We start from the raw sequence: 17,589 nt of genomic DNA on the forward strand, positions 1-17,589 counted from the left end.
TCTGATGCATGTCAATGCGGCTGTCTTTTTCACACTGCTGACGGCAACGCTGTCTACCGCCATGCTGTCTACCGACGCCATGGCGCGTCCGTTGTTGAGTATTGCCGATATCAAAGGTATTCGTGAAAACCAGCTGGTGGGCTATGGCCTAGTGGTGGGTTTAAGCGGCACGGGTGATAAAAGCCAAACCAAATTTACCCAGCAGTCGGTGAAGAACATGTTGAGTCAGTTTGGTGTTCAGCTGCCTGCAGGCGCGGATCCGAAACTGAAAAACGTCGCGGCGGTTGCCGTCAGTGCAACCTTGCCATCGCTTGGCGGCAAAGGGCAGGTCATGGATGTGACCGTCGCCTCGATTGGTGACGCAAAAAGCCTGCGCGGCGGTACCTTGCTGCTGACCCCATTGAAAGGGGCCGATGGTCAAATCTATGCCATGGCGCAGGGCAACCTTGTGGTTGGCGGCGTGAAAGCCGAAGGTAATAGCGGTTCAGGCATTACCATCAACATTCCTACCGCAGGTTTGATCCCTAACGGCGCGATCATCGAGCGAGAAGTGCACTCCACGTTTGCGACCGAACAAGACATCGTCCTGAACCTGAAAAAGCCGAATTTCAATACCGCCCGTAACATTGAAAAAGCCATCAACAATGTCTTTGGCCCTGAAGTGGCGTTGGCTGAAAGCCATGCGCGTATTCGTGTGCGAGCGCCGCAAGATGGCAGCCAGCGCGTCACGTTTCTCGCCATGCTGGAAGAGCTCGACATTGAAGAAAACAATCGCCGCGACCGCATCGTCTTCAATGCGCGTACTGGCACGATTGTGGTGGGCAAAGATGTTCACATTCACTCTGCCGCTGTCAGCCACGGCAACCTGACCGTTAGCGTGATGGAAAACTTCAACGTGAGCCAGCCGAATGCGTTTGGCAGAGGCGACACCATGGTGACGCCAGAAACGCAGGTCTCGGTGGACGAAGAAAAAGGCAAAGTCTTCATTTGGCCTGAAAGTAAACAAGGCGCGTCGCTGCACACCTTGGTCGATGCAGTTAACAGCCTTGGCGCATCGCCAAGTGATTTGATGGCCATTCTGATCGCGCTGGACGAAGCGGGTGCATTGGACGGCGAGTTGGTGATTTTGTAATGAAGATTCAAGAGCAAGATACGCAGCGTTTATATAACGACACGCATGAGCTGCAGAACATCAAAGGCAACCCAGACAAAGACGCCGCCTTGCAAATGGCGTCGGGCGAGTTCGAATCGCTGTTTTTGCAGACCGTGTTAAAGCACATGCGTCAGGCATCGGATGCGCTGCAAGACGAAGAAGATGGCTTTCTCAATAGTCGTCAGCAAAAGTTCTACCGCGAAATGTTTGATGGTCAGTTAGCCGTTGAAATGGGCCAACAGCAGAGCCTTGGCATTGCCGACATGTTGGTGCGTCAGTTAGGGCAAAAAAATGAATTTAAGCCCGAAGCAGAAATGGTCGCTATGAATAACCATAGCACGAGAGAAAACCAGAACGCGTTTACGATCGACCCCATTGACGCGGCCTTATCGTCTTGTCCAACAGCGGCAAATAGCCGACCACATTGGATGACGGGAACGGCACCATTGTCGCAACATATGCAATTTAGCCGCGCAGCCACAACGGACACGTTGTCGCTTCAAGGTGCTGAATTGTCAGCTGAAAAAGATGACCTATGAGCTTATTTAATATTGGATTATCGGGACTGAATGCGGCCAACGCTGGCCTGTCCGTGACCGGTCACAACATTACCAATGCCATGACGCCGGGATACAGCCGTCAGCGCGTGGGCTTCGGCGCACAAATCAATGGCAACGGCATGGGTGGTGGCGTCATGGTGTCAGACGTCGAGCGCATGTCTGATACCTACCTGCATCTTCAAATTCACACCCAACGCAGTGGGTTTGGTTATAAGCAGGTCTCGACACAATATCTAAGCCAAACCGAAGGGTTGCTGAACAGCGACAATACCAGCATTAACATTGGCCTAGACCGCTTTTACGCCGCGCTGAGTGAAGCCTCTGCGCAGCCGCAAGACATTGCTTATCGTCAGACTATCGTGAGTCAAAACGAAGCCATGGTTGATCGCTTTAACAACCTCAGCAGCCAGCTGGAAAACCAGAAAAATCAGGTTGATGGTCAGTTAAATGCGGGCGCTAAAACCGCCAACACCTTGATGGCAAGCCTAGCGAGCCTCAACAAGAGCCTGCGTGAAGCGGGCGGTTCGGATGCAGAACGTTCATCCCTGCTGGATGCGCGTGACAAAGCGCTGACTGAGTTGTCCTCCATGATGGACATCAGCACCACCTACAACACCGATGGCACTGTCGCGGTCTCTTTGGGCCAAGGTCAGCCATTGGTGAGCGGCACGACTGCCAGCAAGCTCACCACAAACCAAGATGGCGAGTTATTGCTAGAGCGTGGTGATAGCAAGTTTGCTCTTAACCACAATGTGGGTGGCACCATTGGTGGTTTGGTGAATTACCGCGATGAGCACTTGAGCGATCTCGAGCATGAGCTCGACGTGATGGCATACAGCTTTGCGACGCAATTCAACGCGCAACACACCCAAGGTGTGGATCTGAATGGCAACCCAGGTAAACCTGTGTTTGGCGGTGTTGATCAAATTGAAGGCGCAGCCAAAAACCTTACCTTGCTGGTAACAGACCCGAAAGAGCTGGCATTTGCGGGTAACGGTACCGTTGATGAGCCGGGTAATAGTGACAACTTACAAGCGCTAATCGGCCTGAAAAATGCCGAAATCAACATTGATAAAACCACGCTATCAGCCGCCGATGCTGAGAAGTATGGCAACGCCATCGACAGTATCAACGGCAAATCACTTTATACCGCGTATACCGGTTTGAGTGGTGATTGGGCGATTAAAACGTCGCAGTCGAAAACCGACATGACATCAGCAGAAAGTCAGTTGAAGCATGCAGAGAACGCTCGCGAAAGCATCAGTGGTGTGAACCTTGATGAAGAAGCGGTGAGTTTGATGCAGTTTACCCAAATGTATCAAGCCAACTCCAAGGTGATCTCCACAGCGCAGCAGCTGTTGGACATTACCATGAGCATGTTTAACTGATCGGCGAGGATTCAAAATGCGTTTAAGCTCATCTCAACTTAACGACATGATGTTCACCAGCATCCAGAACTCAACCTCTGGCGTGAACACGGCCCTAGCGCAAATGGGCACCCAGAAAAAGATGCTGGCAGCCTCGGACGATCCACTCGGTGCGGTGCAAGTGATGATGCTCAACCGAGAGCAGTCCAACATCTCTCAATTTCAGAAAAACATCACCAACCTCGAAAAACAGTTGGGACTGACCGAATCGCATATTGATGCGTCGCACAATGCCATGTTGCGTGTTGAAGAGTTGGTGACCAGCGTCTTGAATGCCAGCAACAGCGAAATGGGTGGTCGAGAAGCCATTGCCAGCGAGCTTGAAGGCTTGCTTGACCAACTGGTAGGTGAAGCCAACAGCAAAAACCCGAACGGCGATTATATTTTTTCTGGTACCAAAACCGACAGTGAAGCGGTGGCGCGTGACCCTGAAACCGGCAAATTCGTGTTTCAAGGTAACGATGAACAGCGCATGGTCTCGGTCGCGGAGTCGAGCAATGTGCCGGCTAACCAGACCGCCAGTGACCTGTTTTTCAACGGCGCATCAGACGGTAGCGACATCTTCAATACTTTGGATTCATTAGTGAAAGACCTGCGTGACCCGGGTGTGACGGGCAGCGCACTGACCAGCTCAGTCACCAATGCGCAATCAAACGTCACGGGCGTGATGGACGGCATGGGTCAAGTCTTGACCGAAGTGGGTGGACAACGCGCTTCGTTAGATCGCATCTCAGGGTCGCATGAAGACAATGCATTGATGAATGATAATCTGATTGGCGAAGTCGAAGATCTCGATTACAGTGAGGCGATCTTGCGTCTCAACACGCACATGGCCGCGCTACAAGCGACCCAAATGTCGTACACCAAGATCCAAAACCTGTCTTTGTTTAAAATGATGTAAAGGGCTAATGGCTCTTTATTGACCATAACGCTGTTAAACAAACGCTAAAATACATCCCATTAAGAGTGCACTGTGGTTAGTCATATTAATACCAGTCAGCCTCAGGTCACCTCGACCTCTGGCTCATCGCTAGACCGCGTTTCCTCGCAGCCGATAGGTGGCGTTCAGCGCGTCGAACCGAAACGCGAGCGCGATCAGCAGGCAGAAGAGCGCCAACAGCCTTTTGGTAAAGGCAACCGACGTGGGCAACTGGCTGAAACCAGTGCACGCCACCAACAAGTCGCGCATGCCGAAAGTGCTGCACAGGCGTTGAAAGAAGCCGTCAACATGCTGGAGCAACTGCGCCAGCTTGGCCGTAGAACCTTGCAAGCACGTGAAGGCGAGAAGCAGCAGCTTCAGCAATCGCTTGGCCACATGAAAAACCGTCTCGCCAAACTGAGTAAAGAAGCCCAGTACGATGGCGAACCACTGCTGTTTCACGATCTCTCTCCGCGTTTACGCGGTGACAGCCAGCAAACGGGTTTCACCGTCAAAGGCTTACGCCTGAACGGCTGGCGAAACCAAGACGAAGTGTTACGTTTTCAGTTTGATAGCGGGCAACCAAGCTCGGTGCGTGCGCGTGTGAGCTGGGAAGATGCCCCGCGTGATGTGGCAGAAAGCTTGAACAAAGCGCTGGCATCGCGAGACATTCAAGTGGGCTTAGACAAATACGGCGAACTGTCGTTTAGCGTTGATAAAAGCCGTTGGTCTGAAGTGAAAGGCGGTATTTGGGTTTCTGGCAGTGGGCAGATTCTACCTGCAGGTAACCCGATAAAAGCCAAAGTGGAAACCACGGACAAAGCCAGCCCAGACATAGAAGCGCTGGATTTCAATAAACCAGAGTCGGTGCGTAAAGCGTTGGGGGAGATTGAGCGCGTACTGCAAAGCGTACGTCAGTCGCTTCAAGCGCTAGACGACAAGCAAAAACAACTCGACGCGGATTTGGCGCAAACGGCGTTTACCAAGCCAGTGACTTCCACCATGGTGACAGACAGCGGCGCACTCAGTGCCACTTGGTTCAACCTGCCAGAAGGCATCACCTTGCAACTGGTCAGCAATGCGGTGCCGACACTGCTGGCACAAGCCAATGCAACGCGCCACAACGTGGTTGCTCTGCTCGAATAAGCGCTTAGAAACGCCAGTTAACCAAGAAAGAGGCGGGGAAACCCACCTCTTTTTTTGTGCCTAAAGCGTACGCTAGGCGCTAAGACTATTTCTGTTTTTAACCGCGCGTTACCACCCTTGAACCCGCCTCACGCTTTTCTGCGATTTTTTTTCGTTTTAGCGTTTAAGTCTCTGCCGCGAATGGTCGTCTTTATCAGATGTAACCAAATTGAACTGGGTCAGATGGCCATTACGCCGCGCTGAAACCCTATGTATCGCGAAAGAGGAATACACTCATGTCAATGTCCATCAATACTAACTTTGCGTCAATGAACGCACAGCGTAACCTGACTTCTACTCAAGGTTCACTAAACACGTCACTACAACGTCTGTCTACTGGCCTACGCATCAACAGCGCAAAAGACGACGCTGCAGGTCTACAAATCGCTAACCGCATGACTTCTCAGACTAACGGTCTGAAAGTGGCACAACGCAATGCGAACGATGGCATCTCTATGTCACAAACTGCGGAAGGCGCACTACAAGAATTCACCAACATCCTACAGCGTCAACGTGACCTGTCTGTGCAAGCAAAGAACGGCACTAACTCTGATTCTGACCGTGCAGCACTGAACAAAGAGTTCACCGCGCTAACTAAAGAACTGGACCGTATCGTAGAAACCACCACTTACGGTAAAGGCGAGAAGTTGTTTGACAAGCTAGGCACCGGTGTTGATTTCCAAGTGGGTGCAGATGTTGATGTGAAAGATCCTTCTACAGTGAACAAAGCAGATGCGACGCAAGTGGTTGCGGATGTGAAAGCGGCGCTTGGCGGTGCTGACTTAGCTAAATTGACGCCTGCTGACGATACTGCTCTTACTGCAGACGAAGCGTTAGCAATTAACGCTGCGCTAGGAACAAATCTAGCTGCTGCTGATGGCTTCGAAGCTGCTGATATCGCTGCTTTGACTCAAGAGCAGCAAGATAAACTTGCGCTTGGTCAAGCAGCAGCGGGTGTGACTCCTGCTAACGACGATGCAGATGGCAACGGTACTAATGATCTGACTGCTCTTGCGACAGCGATGGAAACTGCGGGTGTAAGCTCTTCTGTATTTGATGATGCAAACGTCATCAGCGTGAAACTAGACAGCTCAGCACTGGATACGTCTAAGTTGGCTGCAGGCCTAACTGACGCAGCATCTGCGGGTGACGCGATGCAAAACATCGATGCGATGATCGATGCAGTTGGCGCAGTACGTGCTGATTTGGGTGCTACCCAAAACCGCTTCCAATCTACCATCAACAACCTTGGCAACATCGCAGAGAACATGTCTGTGGCTAAAGGCCGTATCATGGACGCAGACATCGCGGCAGAATCTGCCAACATGACTAAGCAAAACACCATGATGCAAGCAGGCATCACTGTGCTTTCTCAAGCGAACCAAATGCCAAGCATGGTTTCTCAGCTACTTCGTTAATCGACGAGCATTTCGAATCGCTTATCGACGCGTCTATTTGAATGGCTTTGTCGATTGGCTTTTCCGAATAGCAATTCCGAGCGGAAGTTTCACTTCCGCTCGTTTTGTATCTGATCCTCTAGAAAATCATTTATCCCTAAATAAATCGCTGTATTTACATGAATATAAAGCAAAAAATATAATGGTATGTTTTTTGCTTTATATGCCATGAAGCCACAGGGGCACCATGGGTGCTAGCTGCAACGTGCAGGCTGGCTCGGCCACGACAGGAGACGCCGTATGTTTATGACAGGTATTGGTTCGGGCATTGATTTTAACTCAATGATCGAAGTGATTGTTGCCGCCGAGCGCGCACCGAAAGACAACCAACTCAACCGTCAAGAAGGCATGAATACTGCCGAAATGGACGCGTTGAAAGAAATTCAAAACACCATCAACAGCTTCCGCGACACGGTGGAAGATTTGAATTCGGCCTCGGAGTTGGAAAAGCTCAAGGCTGCACTAAGCAACGAAGATGTGCTAGGCATCGTTGTTGGTGATGGTGCGGTGGCGGGTGAGTATAACTTTGATGTGACTCAACTGGCGCAATCCCAGCGCGATCAGCTGATCTCGTTGGGCAAAGACAGCTACCTAAAGAGCGGTAACGTCGGTTTTACCGCCAACGGTAAAACCGTTGAGGTGGATATCGCGGCGCTGGCTACCAAGTTAGAAGGCGAGCAGGTAACTAAAAAAGAAGAACATAAAACCCGCACGCTGGAAAACATTGCCACTGAATTCAAGCTGGATTTAGAGACCCCAGAAGGGAAGGCAGAAGCCGAGAAAATCCTGACTGACTCGACACACAAAGATTTCGATCAAAGTCGCCTTGATACCTTTAACGAAGGCCAGAAAAGCTACGACGACAAAATCACCCGTTTGAAAAACGAAGGGGTGACGCTGGAAGAAGTACAAGTCGCAATCAATAGCGACCCGAATAACGACGGCGTAAAAGCAACACTGGTGCGCAGTGGCGACAATGTGAGCTTGGTGCTCAATGCGACCGACACCGGTGTGGCGAACGGCTTTACCGTGACCCCAAATGATACGACCAATCCGTTGGTGGTGACGGGCACCATGGTCGAAGGCCATAAAAACCTGCAAGCAGGACAAGATGCCAAAGTCATGTTTGGCACCATGGAGCTGACCTCTAGCTCCAATAAAATGGAAAACGTGATTGATGGCATCACTCTGACGCTAAAAGAGCCAGGCAAGGTGAACGTCAATATTGAGCGCGACGAATCCGGTGTGAAAGACACGGTGAAAAAATTCGTCGACAGCTACAACAAAGTCATGGAAACCGTGAACACCTACACCAAATCGAGCGAAGACGGCGCTGCTGCGCTGTCGGGCGATGCGGGTGTGCGTTCCATGGTGTCGCGCCTACGTGAGGTTATTTCGGCGGAGTACAGTTCGTCTACCTTAGAGACCTTGTCACAGCTGGGTATCACTACCTCGGTGAGCGGCACGCTGGAAATCGACCAGACCAAGATGGACAAGGCGCTGGAAGATAACTTCGATGAAATCGCCAACCTGTTCATGGGCGATCCGCTCGACGAAACTCAGCCTGGTGTTATGACCAAGATGCTGACGGTGCTGGACGATTACCACAAAAACGGCGGCTTGTTTGATATCCGTCAGGATCGTTTAGAGCAAGACAATAAGCGTTTGGGCGAAGAGCGCGAAACGCTAGATATCCGCATGGAAGCCAAAACCATTTCCCTGCGTGATTACTACGCCAAGATGGATAGTCAAATCGCCCAGATGAACCAAACCCAAAGCATGCTGATCAGCATGTTGATGTAATTCAGGTCACACCATGATTATTGATGAAGGCTTAGGTGCCTACCAACATTCGAAAAACCACGCGCAAGCGGCATCGGCTAGCCCGCACCGTCTGATCCAGATGTTGCTTGAAGGCTTGCTGGAAAACTTGGGCCGCGCACGCGGCTTCATGGAGCGCGGCCAGATTGCCGACAAGGGCATGACCATTTCAAAGTGCCTCGACATTCTCAACGGCTTAAGTTCGGTGCTGGACGAGGAAAAAGGCGGTGACGTAACACAAGAGTTGTACCGCTTGTATGACTACTGTGGTCGTCGTTTGTTTGAAGCCAACCTGCGCAATGAAGTGGCAGGCATTGATGAAGTTGTGAGCCTTGTTACCCAAATCCTTGAGGGCTGGGTGGTACTGAAACCTGAAAAGGTTGAGGTTGCACGGTGATCCGACCGTCCCGAGTGATGCCAGCTGCGGGTAGCAATACCGCGCAACAACTTCGCCGCCTTTACGTCGACTTTGAGCAAGCGCTTGATGCCGGAGATTGGGCGGCGCTTGGCGATCTGGATACCAAGCTTCAGCGTGCGCTGCCTAAACTGCAAAAGCAACCGCTCGGCGCTGAAGCGAAAGCGGAATTGGCGAAGCTCAATACGCTTTACAGCAAGATGATCACTGAGGGGCAAGGGGAAAAAGCCCGTATTCGGCTTCAACTGTCACAACAAGAAGCCACCAAACAGGGTGTGATGGCTTACCTTGGGCACCATGAGTAATTAGATCCATGCAGATTTCACTTTCTGCCCCAAAAGGGCCTTCTGCAGCGGTCGCTGCAGGCACGACGATCAGTGCGAATAATTCCTCGACATCGCCTCACTCTGGCGTTGAATCGTCTCAGCCCTCGTTTACTGAACAGGCAAATGCCGCTTCAAGTAACGATGTCTCGCATCAAGATGCCAGCCAAAAGCCAGACGCGAATCACGCGGTGGAAAACGGTGAGAGCACAGAGGCGTCTCAAGAGGCGCAAAACACCAAAGAAGCGTTAACGGAGGCGCTTGAAAATGCCTTTCCGCAACTTTCGTCTGAGGAGCATGAGCAAATAAGCCAGTGGATGTTGTCGCTGCAACAAGGCGACATGTCTCCGGCAGATTTGATGGCGAAACTGCAACAGCAGTTAACAGCATCAGGCATGGTGTTGCCAGCCCCTTTGATGAGCGCCCTTGAAGGGGTATTCAATCAAGTGGCACGCGGCGAACTTTCGTTGTCTCAGTTGGCCGATGCATTGCCATTGGTGAGTCGAACCCTGCGCCAAACCACGTTGGATGGGTTTGCGAAACAGTTTTTGGAACAGGCTGCGAGTCAAGGTTCAACCCAAAGCAGCTCTTCAACCCAAAACACCCATGTGAATGCGAATGCGTTAAACGGGCTGCAGGGGGCTAATGCTCAACATGATGCGCCAGCACTGCACGTTGATGTGAAGCCTGAGTTTACGCTTCGCCAAGCCGCGTCTATGCCTGAGTTCATGCTGTCTATTAACGATGTCGCGCCAGAGCGCATGTTGATGTCTGGGCTGCAATCGCTTCAAGCTAACGTTCGTGCACCTGCGCAAAACCTTGTGGCAACCAGTTCAACGACTGCACCGACAGCACAACAACTGAGTGCCTCGGTGGATATTACACAGCCCGAGTGGGGACGCGAATTAGTGGATCAACTGCGCGCTCGTCTTCGCTTTAACAGCCAAGACAATGTTCAGCTTGCCCACGTGCGCCTTGACCCACCAGAGCTAGGCAAACTGGATATCACCCTGCGAATGGAAGGTGACAAGCTGAGTGTGCACATTGCGGCTGCCCATCCTCAGTTACGCGAGGCGCTTTCTGCGCATGCGGATCGCCTGCGTTTTGATATTGAGCAAAGCCAACTTCAGCTGGCGGATGTGTCGGTATCTAGCGGTTTGCAACAAGACCAAGGGCAATCTCAGTCCGAACAAGGTGATAACCGGACGGTGATGAGCAATCACACCCAAGAATCGTCCTTGTCCCTTTCTTCTGACCGTGGCGGTTTAAGCCGTTATGAGTCTGTGGTTTAACCCAATTTAGAGCATGTCATGACAAATGTAGCGACGGAAGAACAACCAAAAAAGAAGACGTTTCTCATTCTAGCGATAGTGAGTGTGGTGTTGCTGGCGCTTGCAGCCGGCGGTTGGTTCTTCTATTCACAGAAAAATAGCAACTTCGTGGAAGTCAGTGCAGACAGCGACATTGCGCCGATGGCCATGGTGAAAAAGCCGCAATTTATCTCAATGCCACGTTTTGTGGTGAGCGTGGAAGGGGAGAGTCGCCTGCATTACTTGATGCTCGAACTGTCATTGATGACTTACGACCCCGAGCAGCAAGCGGCAATGACAGAGATGATGCCAGTGCTACGCAATGCGGTAGTGAAATTACTCAACGGAAAGACTTTCGACAACCTTTCTGTATCTGGCAGCTTGCCAGTGTTGGAAGACGAGCTACGTGATGTTCTTCAGGCTCAAATGAATGAGATGACCGGCTCTAAAGGGCTTGAACGCGTGTTGATCACCAAGCTGGTTGTGCAGTGAAAAGGAGCAGGGGCTGATGATAGCGTCGGCAGCGGTGACAGGCTTAGAAGCCTATCAGCAGCACAATCAGGTGAGCAATAAAGCGAGAGAGCAACGTTTGTTGACTCAGCTTGCTGGCGTGGTGAAACGGGTGGTCAGCCATCTGTCGATACAGGCTAACACCGTGATGAGCACTGAGGATATGGAGCAAATTGGCCTGATGGCCTTGCTCGACACTGTCCGCCGCTACCCGGATGAAGACGAAACAGCACTGAGAAAACTTGCGTCTTCTCGGGTTAGAGGCGCGATCCTCGACGAGCTGCGTCGGCTGGACTGGCGCCCTCGTCAGTTGCGTCAAAAAACCCATCAACTGCGTGACCATGAAAAGGCTGTGGCGAAAGCGTTAGGCCGAGTACCAACGGAATTAGAACTGGCACACGCTGTGGGTGTGTCGGTCAGCGAGGTGCGTCAATTGAAGTTGGCGCACGAAGCGGAGAGTCCACAAAGTTTTGAGTCCATGCAGGAAGACAATGCTGCGTTTCCGGATCTCGCGGTGTATTGCGAAAAGGTCGAGAAGGAAAAGATGCGTCAGTCTCTGAAGGCGGCACTTGCAACATTGACCCAGCGTGAACAAATCGTCATGAGCTTTTATTTTGAGCACGAGATGAGCCTGAAAGAGATCGCCTTAGTGTTCGATCTCACGGAAGCCCGAATCAGCCAAATACAAAAAAAAGCACTTACTACCCTTCAACAGAAATTAGCTGACTGGACGTTGGCATAGCGGAGTCGTTCTTATATGCAGGTAATACTGGGATTTATCGTTGTTTTTGCCAGTGTTCTCGGTGGCTATGTCATGGCGACCGGCAAGGTCATGGCGCTATGGCAGCCACCCGAATTTGTGATTATTCTCGGCGCCGCTGTGGGAGCCATGGTGATTGCAAACCCTTCTTCGGTACTTAAAAACATACTCACCCGCTTGAAAATGACGCTGGGTAAAGGCTATGGCGATGATTACTTTAAGTCCGTCTTGCAATTGATGTATGAGCTGCTCGAAATTGTGCGAAAAGACGGCTTGAAAAAGCTTGATGACCACATCGAAAATCCAGAAAGAAGTGAGATATTTGCCCGCTACCCTCAGATTGCAAACTCTTCAGTGATGCTGCCTTTTATCACCGATAACTTGCGCATGATTGCTATGGGTAAGATGAGCCACTACGACCTAGAGGCGGCTTTTGAACTGGAGCTAGAGGCGCTGGAAAGCGACTTGATGCGCCCATCGAAAGCGGTGGCTAAAACCGGTGAAGCAATGCCGGGTTTTGGTATCGTTGCGGCGGTACTGGGTATTGTTGTGACCATGCAGAACATTGGCGGTTCGCTGACGCTAATTGGTGTCAAAGTGGCAGCGGCACTGGTGGGTACTTTCTTCGGTGTTCTTATGGCTTACGGGGTATTTGACCCATTAGCGTCGAGCATCGCCAGCATGGTGAAAAAAGAGATGATGGCACTGCGCATGATCTCGACCATTCTTGTGGCACAAGCGCAAGGCAAGCCAACCATTTTGGCCTTGGATGCAGGCCGTCGTCTGCTGTATAGCGAGTACAAGCCTACGTTTTCAGAGATGGAAGAATGGATGGTGCGAGACTAAGCCATGGCGGATGATAAGAAAAACATCATCATTATTAAGAAACGTCGCCGTGGCGATCACGACGAACACCATGGTGGTGCGTGGAAGGTGGCGTTTGCTGACTTTGCTATCGCCATGATGGCCTTTTTTATGGTGCTTTGGATCATGGAAATCGCCTCAGAAGATGAGCGCGAAGAGATCCAGTACATGCTTCAACAAAGCAGCATGTTCGACAGCATGGATAACCTATTCGACATCCGAAATAGCCCGTTCCCGATTGATTTTGACGGACAAGCGTCGCCGTTTGAAAACCCGATTAACTCTACGCTGACGGGTTCAAATCAGCTTGGCACCTCGTTACATGAAGAAGTGCCTCAAGGGGAGCGCGGCAATAATGCAGGCCGAGGCGACAAGCTGCTTTCCATGATGGAAGGCAAGTACCTTGATACCGCCCAACTGACCGCCATGGCGATTGCTTTAGAAGAGATTGCGGAATCTCTCGGCGCCATGGAAAACATTCATATGGAAATCGTGCCGCAAGGGCTACGCATTCGCATTCAAGACAGCACAAACAAACTGATGTTTGACCGAGGAAGCGTGGTTATGACGCCGTTCTTCGAAGATGTGTTGTACGCGTTGGCGCCTGTGCTTGGGCGTGTTCAAAACCGACTAATTGTCAGCGGTCATACCGATTCCACGCGTTACATCGCGGAAGGTTACTCCAACTGGGAGTTGTCTGGCGATCGCGCATTAAAAGCTCGCCAAGTGCTGGTGGCGTCGGGTTTGCCTGAAAGCCATGTTCTTCAAGTGCTGGCGATGGCAGATCGGATGTTGATAGACACGGCTGACCCCAAAAGTGGCAAAAACCGCCGTATCGAGTTTTTGATTTTAACCAAAGAAGCAGATAACCAACTGATTCGCTTGTTTGGCTCCGACCCTCGAGCGCTTGAAACACCGATAAACGACGGCGATGCCGTTAAACAAGCCAAACAATTTGCGCGGGAGAATCAACCCGTTTCCCGTTTAGAAGCGATGACGCAGTAACCGTGACGCCCCTGTAGCCGCGATGACACAGTGACAATGAATAAGTAGCGATGAATAAAATAACCGTAACACCTCAATTTTATAAAGAGTTTGCTTGCACCGGTTCAGCGTGTGAAGACCATTGTTGCCATAGCTGGAACGTGAATATCGACAAAAGCACGTACCAGTTTATGACGCGAAAAAGCGCCTTTAAAGCTAAAGCTGCCGAGGTGATTGAACGTACTCGCGGACAAGCGGCATATGCCAAAATTAAGCTAAACCAGCAAGGTAACTGCCCGTTTCGTATGGAAAGCGGTTTGTGTGAAGTGCATGCCGAACATGGACACACGCGACTGTCGAACACCTGTAAGACCTACCCGCGTCTTGTAAAAGTGCGTGGCAATCAGGTGCAGCACAGTTTGACGCTGTCTTGCCCTGAGGCCGTGCGTAAAGCGTTGCTGAACCCTGACGCCATGTCGTTTGATTCCAAGGTGACTCAAGAGGTGGCATTCAAACCAGCCCCTTACCAACGCCCTGCTCATCACGACGCAGTGCGTGAGTTGTTTGTTCTGTTGCTGTCTGAACAAAGCATGCCGCTAGAGCAGCGTTTGTTTACCTTTGGCTTTGCCATCAAGCACCTTTCTCAAGTGCCAGCCGAAGAGCAGGCTGATGCGTTCGATCAGGTGATTGCACAGATCCAAGATGGCAGCATTGCGGAGTTTTATGAGGGAATGCCTGCCGTGACGCAACTGCATGCGTCTTACCTGTTAAAAGGCTACAACGCGCTATTTGCAGTGAATATTCTTGATAAGAAACCGCTGATACTTGAGCGACTAGAGAAGCTGCATGAACGCATGAAAAGTGCGCTTATCGAGGCGGGGGATGACGTTGCCCAGCAGCAAGCCGTTTTAGAAGGTGGCTTTGCTGGCAACTACCAACGTTACATGGATGAACGTGCCCATGTTTGGGTGAATTATTTCATTTACCAAATGTATGAATTGGATTTCCCTGCGGAAAACATGTACGAGCAATTTAGCCAAATCATCGTGGATTTTTTCTACTTGCGCGGTGCTCTATGCCTATTGGCTGCAGACGCAACGCTGACGGACGATGATTTTGTGTTGGTGGTACAAAGCTATCATCGCGCACGTAGTCATGGCGGTAAATTCCCCAAGGTGCTTGAAAACATGAAGGGAAGATTTGATGTTGATTCCGCGATGCTACCGCTGCTGCTATTGAAAGTGAGTTAGCGCTGGTTTCTTGGACAGTTGTTTGTATAATCCCGCGATTCTGATGAATTGTTGCGTATAAATGCGACTCAGTTCATGTTTTTTATCTGTTGAAGACTTAATTGACGCCAAGATGCCTGCTGACTAAAAATCTGGCTATCTTGCGTTGTAACGAGACACATTCTGTCTTGTGTCTGGGTCTCGGAAAGTGAGTAGTAAAATGTCAATTTCGACCTTAAAAATTGCTGTAGACGATGGCTCTACCAATGTGAAAGTGAGCTGGATTGCGGACAATCAGCTTAAGACGGTAATCTCTCCGAACTCGTTCCGTAAGGATTGGAAGAGTGCTGCTCTGTTGAGAGATAAGAAGGTCTTCAACTACGAGATCGGTACCACCAAGTACACCTATGATGCGACCTCAGATAAAGCGCTGGAAACCACGCACGTTGATTACCAGTATGGCGACCTGAACCTGCTAGCGGTTCATCACGCATTGATGCAAACCGGCATTGAGCCACAGCCTGTGAAGCTTGTAGTTACGCTGCCGATCACTGAGTTCTATAACTCAGAAGACTGCCAACGCAATGAACACAAAATCGAGAAAAAGCGTAACAACTTGATGCGCAGCATTCGCCTAAACAAAGGCGAGCTATTCGACATCGTTGATGTTGAAGTGATGCCTGAAAGCTTGCCAGCGGTGATGTCGACGCTGATGAATTCAGACTGTAATGAATTCACTCGCTCATTGGTCGTGGACTGCGGTGGTACAACGCTAGACATGGGTATTATCGTTGGTGAGTTTGACGATGTGTCTGCGGTTTACGGTAACAACGAAATCGGCGTTTCCATGGTGACAGATGCTGCGCGTAAAGCGTTGGCAGCGGCAGACAGCGATTCAAGCTACTTGGTGTCTAATGAATTGATTAAACGTCGTCACGACTTGTCGTTCGTGAAAGATGTGGTCAACGATGAAAGCCAAATCGAAAAAATCATCAACAAGATCAACACGAAAATTGAAGAGCTTGGTGCGTCAGTGGCGTACGAAGCGAAGAAATTCTCGAAAAACCCTAACCGTGTCTACTTGGTGGGTGGCGGTGCTGCGCTGATTTATCCTGCAATCGCAAAAGCGTACGAAACCTTGGGCGATCGCGTTGTGTTGATTCACGACTCACAATCTGCGTTGGCGCGTGAGCTTTGCATGTACCACTCGGACATGGGCGATGCGGTAGACGTTGCACCAGAGGCACTTGTAGGAGTGGGTGATGAGTAACCAGCATAAGCGGGTTAACTTTTCCATTTACCTCGACCCTGTTAATTCTAACTCTGACCGCTATGCGGTTGGGGTGATGCGTGACTGGGTAAAAGAACGCAAGTTGCTGGTAGCTGACCCCTCTGCGGGTGTTGAGCTTCACCATCGCTTGCACATGCACAAAGATATTTATCTGGCGGGTGTTTTCCTTTACTTGCTCAGCCCTAAGCTGTGTGAGTTCTTGGCCTCTTCGTTGGCGGAAGATACTGTCAATGTGGATATGTTGAAGCATCAGCTACGTCTGTGTGGTTACAACATTGATGCGGCTCCAGCGAGTACAGGGATTGAACCTGACATGCTGCACGCGTTGAAAGACGCGGTGGATACTACGCCAGTGTTGAATATGCTTGGTGATATCACTGACCAGCTTCAGCAAATCATGAGTTCGGAGCGTCAGCGTGAATCAGACGATACTTCGATGTCTCAGCTACCCGAGTTGGACAGCACGTTAGCGTGTATCCAAGAGGCGATGAATGGTTTACAGCCTGTCACTGCCAACATGGAAAGCCTGATTGGTTCGGTTGAATCGCTCAAGCAAGAGTTGGCGGCAGAGATGCGTCAACTTAACTTGAAGCGAGAAATCGCGGAGCTGAAAACCCTGTTGACGATGCAAAACTCGATGATTCGAAACTTGTCGTCTGGCAACGTGGTTGCCAAGGTGTCAGAGGAAGAAGAGTTAGAGCCAGCAGGCGAAGTGCTGAGCCAGAAGATGGCATCAGTACAGAAGCTGAAATCAAAAGGCTTGTTCTAAAAAAAACACCCAGTTATGACTGGGTGTTTTTTTATCTAAATTGCGTTGGCATTATTCGATATTCTGAATTTGCTCGCGCATTTGTTCGATAAGTACTTTCAACTCAACGCCTGATGCGGTGGTTTCAGTGCTGATAGATTTTGACGCCAGTGTGTTCGACTCGCGGTTAAATTCTTGCATCATGAAATCCAAACGTCGGCCACATGCGCCGCCTTTTTTCAGGATTTTATTGGCTTCTGATACATGAGAGTCTAGGCGATCAAGCTCTTCAGCAACGTCAGACTTTTGTGCCAGCAGAATGATTTCTTGCTCAACGCGGTTCGCATCTAGCTCAATCTTGGCTTCTTCTAGTTTGGTGATAAGACGTTCACGCTGCCAATTTAGAATTTCAGGCATCTTAGCGCGTACTTTCACGACTTCTGATGCAATTCCATCAAGGCGCTGCTCGATCAGTGCTTTCATGTTTGCGCCTTCGCTTGCACGTGCGGCAATGAAATCATCGACAGCTTCATCAAAGCCGCTCATGAGGGCTTTATTGATCACGTCCATATCTTGTTCTGGTGTTTCCATCACGCCCGGCCATTGCAGGACTTGGAAAGGACCGATATTGCC

18 protein-coding genes are annotated in these 17,589 nt (G+C 50.5%); 17 read left to right on the forward strand and 1 reads right to left on the reverse strand.

Annotation, left to right across the window (positions count from 1 at the left end):
- Window positions 1-61 precede the first annotated feature (61 nt).
- The 17 genes from L4D06_RS17480 (at window position 62) to L4D06_RS17560 (ending at window position 16,977) form a co-directional block, all read left to right on the forward strand.
- A complete protein-coding gene (locus L4D06_RS17480; protein WP_274164495.1) occupies window positions 62-1,132 on the forward strand; it encodes a flagellar basal body P-ring protein FlgI in 1,071 nt (356 codons plus the stop codon).
- Complete coding sequence (locus L4D06_RS17485; protein WP_429740546.1) at window positions 1,132-1,692, forward strand: rod-binding protein; 561 nt, start codon at window positions 1,132-1,134, stop codon at window positions 1,690-1,692. The genes L4D06_RS17480 and L4D06_RS17485 overlap by 1 nt, the downstream gene beginning before the upstream one ends.
- Window positions 1,689-3,101, forward strand: coding sequence for a flagellar hook-associated protein FlgK (gene flgK / locus L4D06_RS17490; protein ID WP_274164418.1), 1,413 nt, complete (start codon window positions 1,689-1,691; stop codon window positions 3,099-3,101). Before L4D06_RS17485 ends, flgK begins: the two co-directional genes overlap by 4 nt.
- A 16-nt stretch (window positions 3,102-3,117) precedes the next feature.
- Window positions 3,118-4,041 (forward strand): flagellar hook-associated protein FlgL, encoded by a 924-nt coding sequence (gene flgL / locus L4D06_RS17495; protein ID WP_429740547.1) that lies wholly within the window; start codon window positions 3,118-3,120, stop codon window positions 4,039-4,041.
- A 72-nt stretch (window positions 4,042-4,113) separates the two neighbouring features.
- Complete coding sequence (locus L4D06_RS17500; protein ID WP_429740548.1) at window positions 4,114-5,205, forward strand: hypothetical protein; 1,092 nt, start codon at window positions 4,114-4,116, stop codon at window positions 5,203-5,205.
- Window positions 5,206-5,480: 275 nt separating this feature from the next.
- Window positions 5,481-6,662 carry a flagellin N-terminal helical domain-containing protein gene (locus tag L4D06_RS17505; protein WP_429740549.1) on the forward strand — a complete coding sequence of 394 codons (1,182 nt, stop codon included), beginning with the start codon at window positions 5,481-5,483 and terminating at the stop codon, window positions 6,660-6,662.
- A gap of 279 nt (window positions 6,663-6,941) precedes the next feature.
- On the forward strand, window positions 6,942-8,504 hold the full coding sequence (gene fliD, locus L4D06_RS17510) for a flagellar filament capping protein FliD (RefSeq protein WP_429740550.1): 1,563 nt from the start codon (window positions 6,942-6,944) through the stop codon (window positions 8,502-8,504).
- A gap of 13 nt (window positions 8,505-8,517) precedes the next feature.
- Window positions 8,518-8,919: a flagellar export chaperone FliS gene (gene fliS, locus L4D06_RS17515; RefSeq protein ID WP_274164423.1), complete on the forward strand. Its 402-nt coding sequence runs from the start codon at window positions 8,518-8,520 to the stop codon at window positions 8,917-8,919.
- Window positions 8,916-9,242, forward strand: a complete 327-nt coding sequence (locus L4D06_RS17520) for a hypothetical protein (protein WP_429740551.1) — start codon at window positions 8,916-8,918, stop codon at window positions 9,240-9,242. The genes fliS and L4D06_RS17520 overlap by 4 nt, the downstream gene beginning before the upstream one ends.
- Before the next feature lie 8 nt (window positions 9,243-9,250).
- Window positions 9,251-10,552: a flagellar hook-length control protein FliK gene (locus L4D06_RS17525; RefSeq protein ID WP_429740552.1), complete on the forward strand. Its 1,302-nt coding sequence runs from the start codon at window positions 9,251-9,253 to the stop codon at window positions 10,550-10,552.
- An 18-nt stretch (window positions 10,553-10,570) separates the two neighbouring features.
- A complete protein-coding gene (locus L4D06_RS17530; protein WP_429740553.1) occupies window positions 10,571-11,062 on the forward strand; it encodes a flagellar basal body-associated FliL family protein in 492 nt (163 codons plus the stop codon).
- Window positions 11,063-11,078: 16 nt separating this feature from the next.
- A complete protein-coding gene (locus L4D06_RS17535) occupies window positions 11,079-11,822 on the forward strand; it encodes a FliA/WhiG family RNA polymerase sigma factor (RefSeq protein ID WP_429740554.1) in 744 nt (247 codons plus the stop codon).
- Window positions 11,823-11,837: 15 nt separating this feature from the next.
- Entirely contained in the window at window positions 11,838-12,686 is an 849-nt protein-coding gene (gene motA / locus L4D06_RS17540; RefSeq protein ID WP_274164428.1) for a flagellar motor stator protein MotA, read from the forward strand.
- Window positions 12,687-12,689: 3 nt separating this feature from the next.
- Window positions 12,690-13,709, forward strand: a complete 1,020-nt coding sequence (locus L4D06_RS17545; protein WP_274164429.1) for a flagellar motor protein MotB — start codon at window positions 12,690-12,692, stop codon at window positions 13,707-13,709.
- A 50-nt stretch (window positions 13,710-13,759) separates the two neighbouring features.
- Window positions 13,760-14,938: a flagellin lysine-N-methylase gene (gene fliB / locus L4D06_RS17550; RefSeq protein WP_429740555.1), complete on the forward strand. Its 1,179-nt coding sequence runs from the start codon at window positions 13,760-13,762 to the stop codon at window positions 14,936-14,938.
- A gap of 199 nt (window positions 14,939-15,137) precedes the next feature.
- Window positions 15,138-16,187, forward strand: a complete 1,050-nt coding sequence (parM, locus tag L4D06_RS17555; RefSeq protein ID WP_274164431.1) for a plasmid segregation protein ParM domain-containing protein — start codon at window positions 15,138-15,140, stop codon at window positions 16,185-16,187.
- Window positions 16,180-16,977: a hypothetical protein gene (locus tag L4D06_RS17560; protein ID WP_429740556.1), complete on the forward strand. Its 798-nt coding sequence runs from the start codon at window positions 16,180-16,182 to the stop codon at window positions 16,975-16,977. The genes parM and L4D06_RS17560 overlap by 8 nt, the downstream gene beginning before the upstream one ends.
- Window positions 16,978-17,028: 51 nt before the next feature.
- Here the strand turns inward: L4D06_RS17560 and L4D06_RS17565 are convergent.
- Window positions 17,029-17,589 (reverse strand): YicC/YloC family endoribonuclease (locus L4D06_RS17565; RefSeq protein ID WP_429740557.1); only part of this gene is annotated, 561 nt, incomplete at its 5' end.

It is taken from the genome of Enterovibrio makurazakiensis, from assembly GCF_050336585.1.
GTDB lineage: Bacteria > Pseudomonadota > Gammaproteobacteria > Enterobacterales > Vibrionaceae > Enterovibrio > Enterovibrio gelatinilyticus.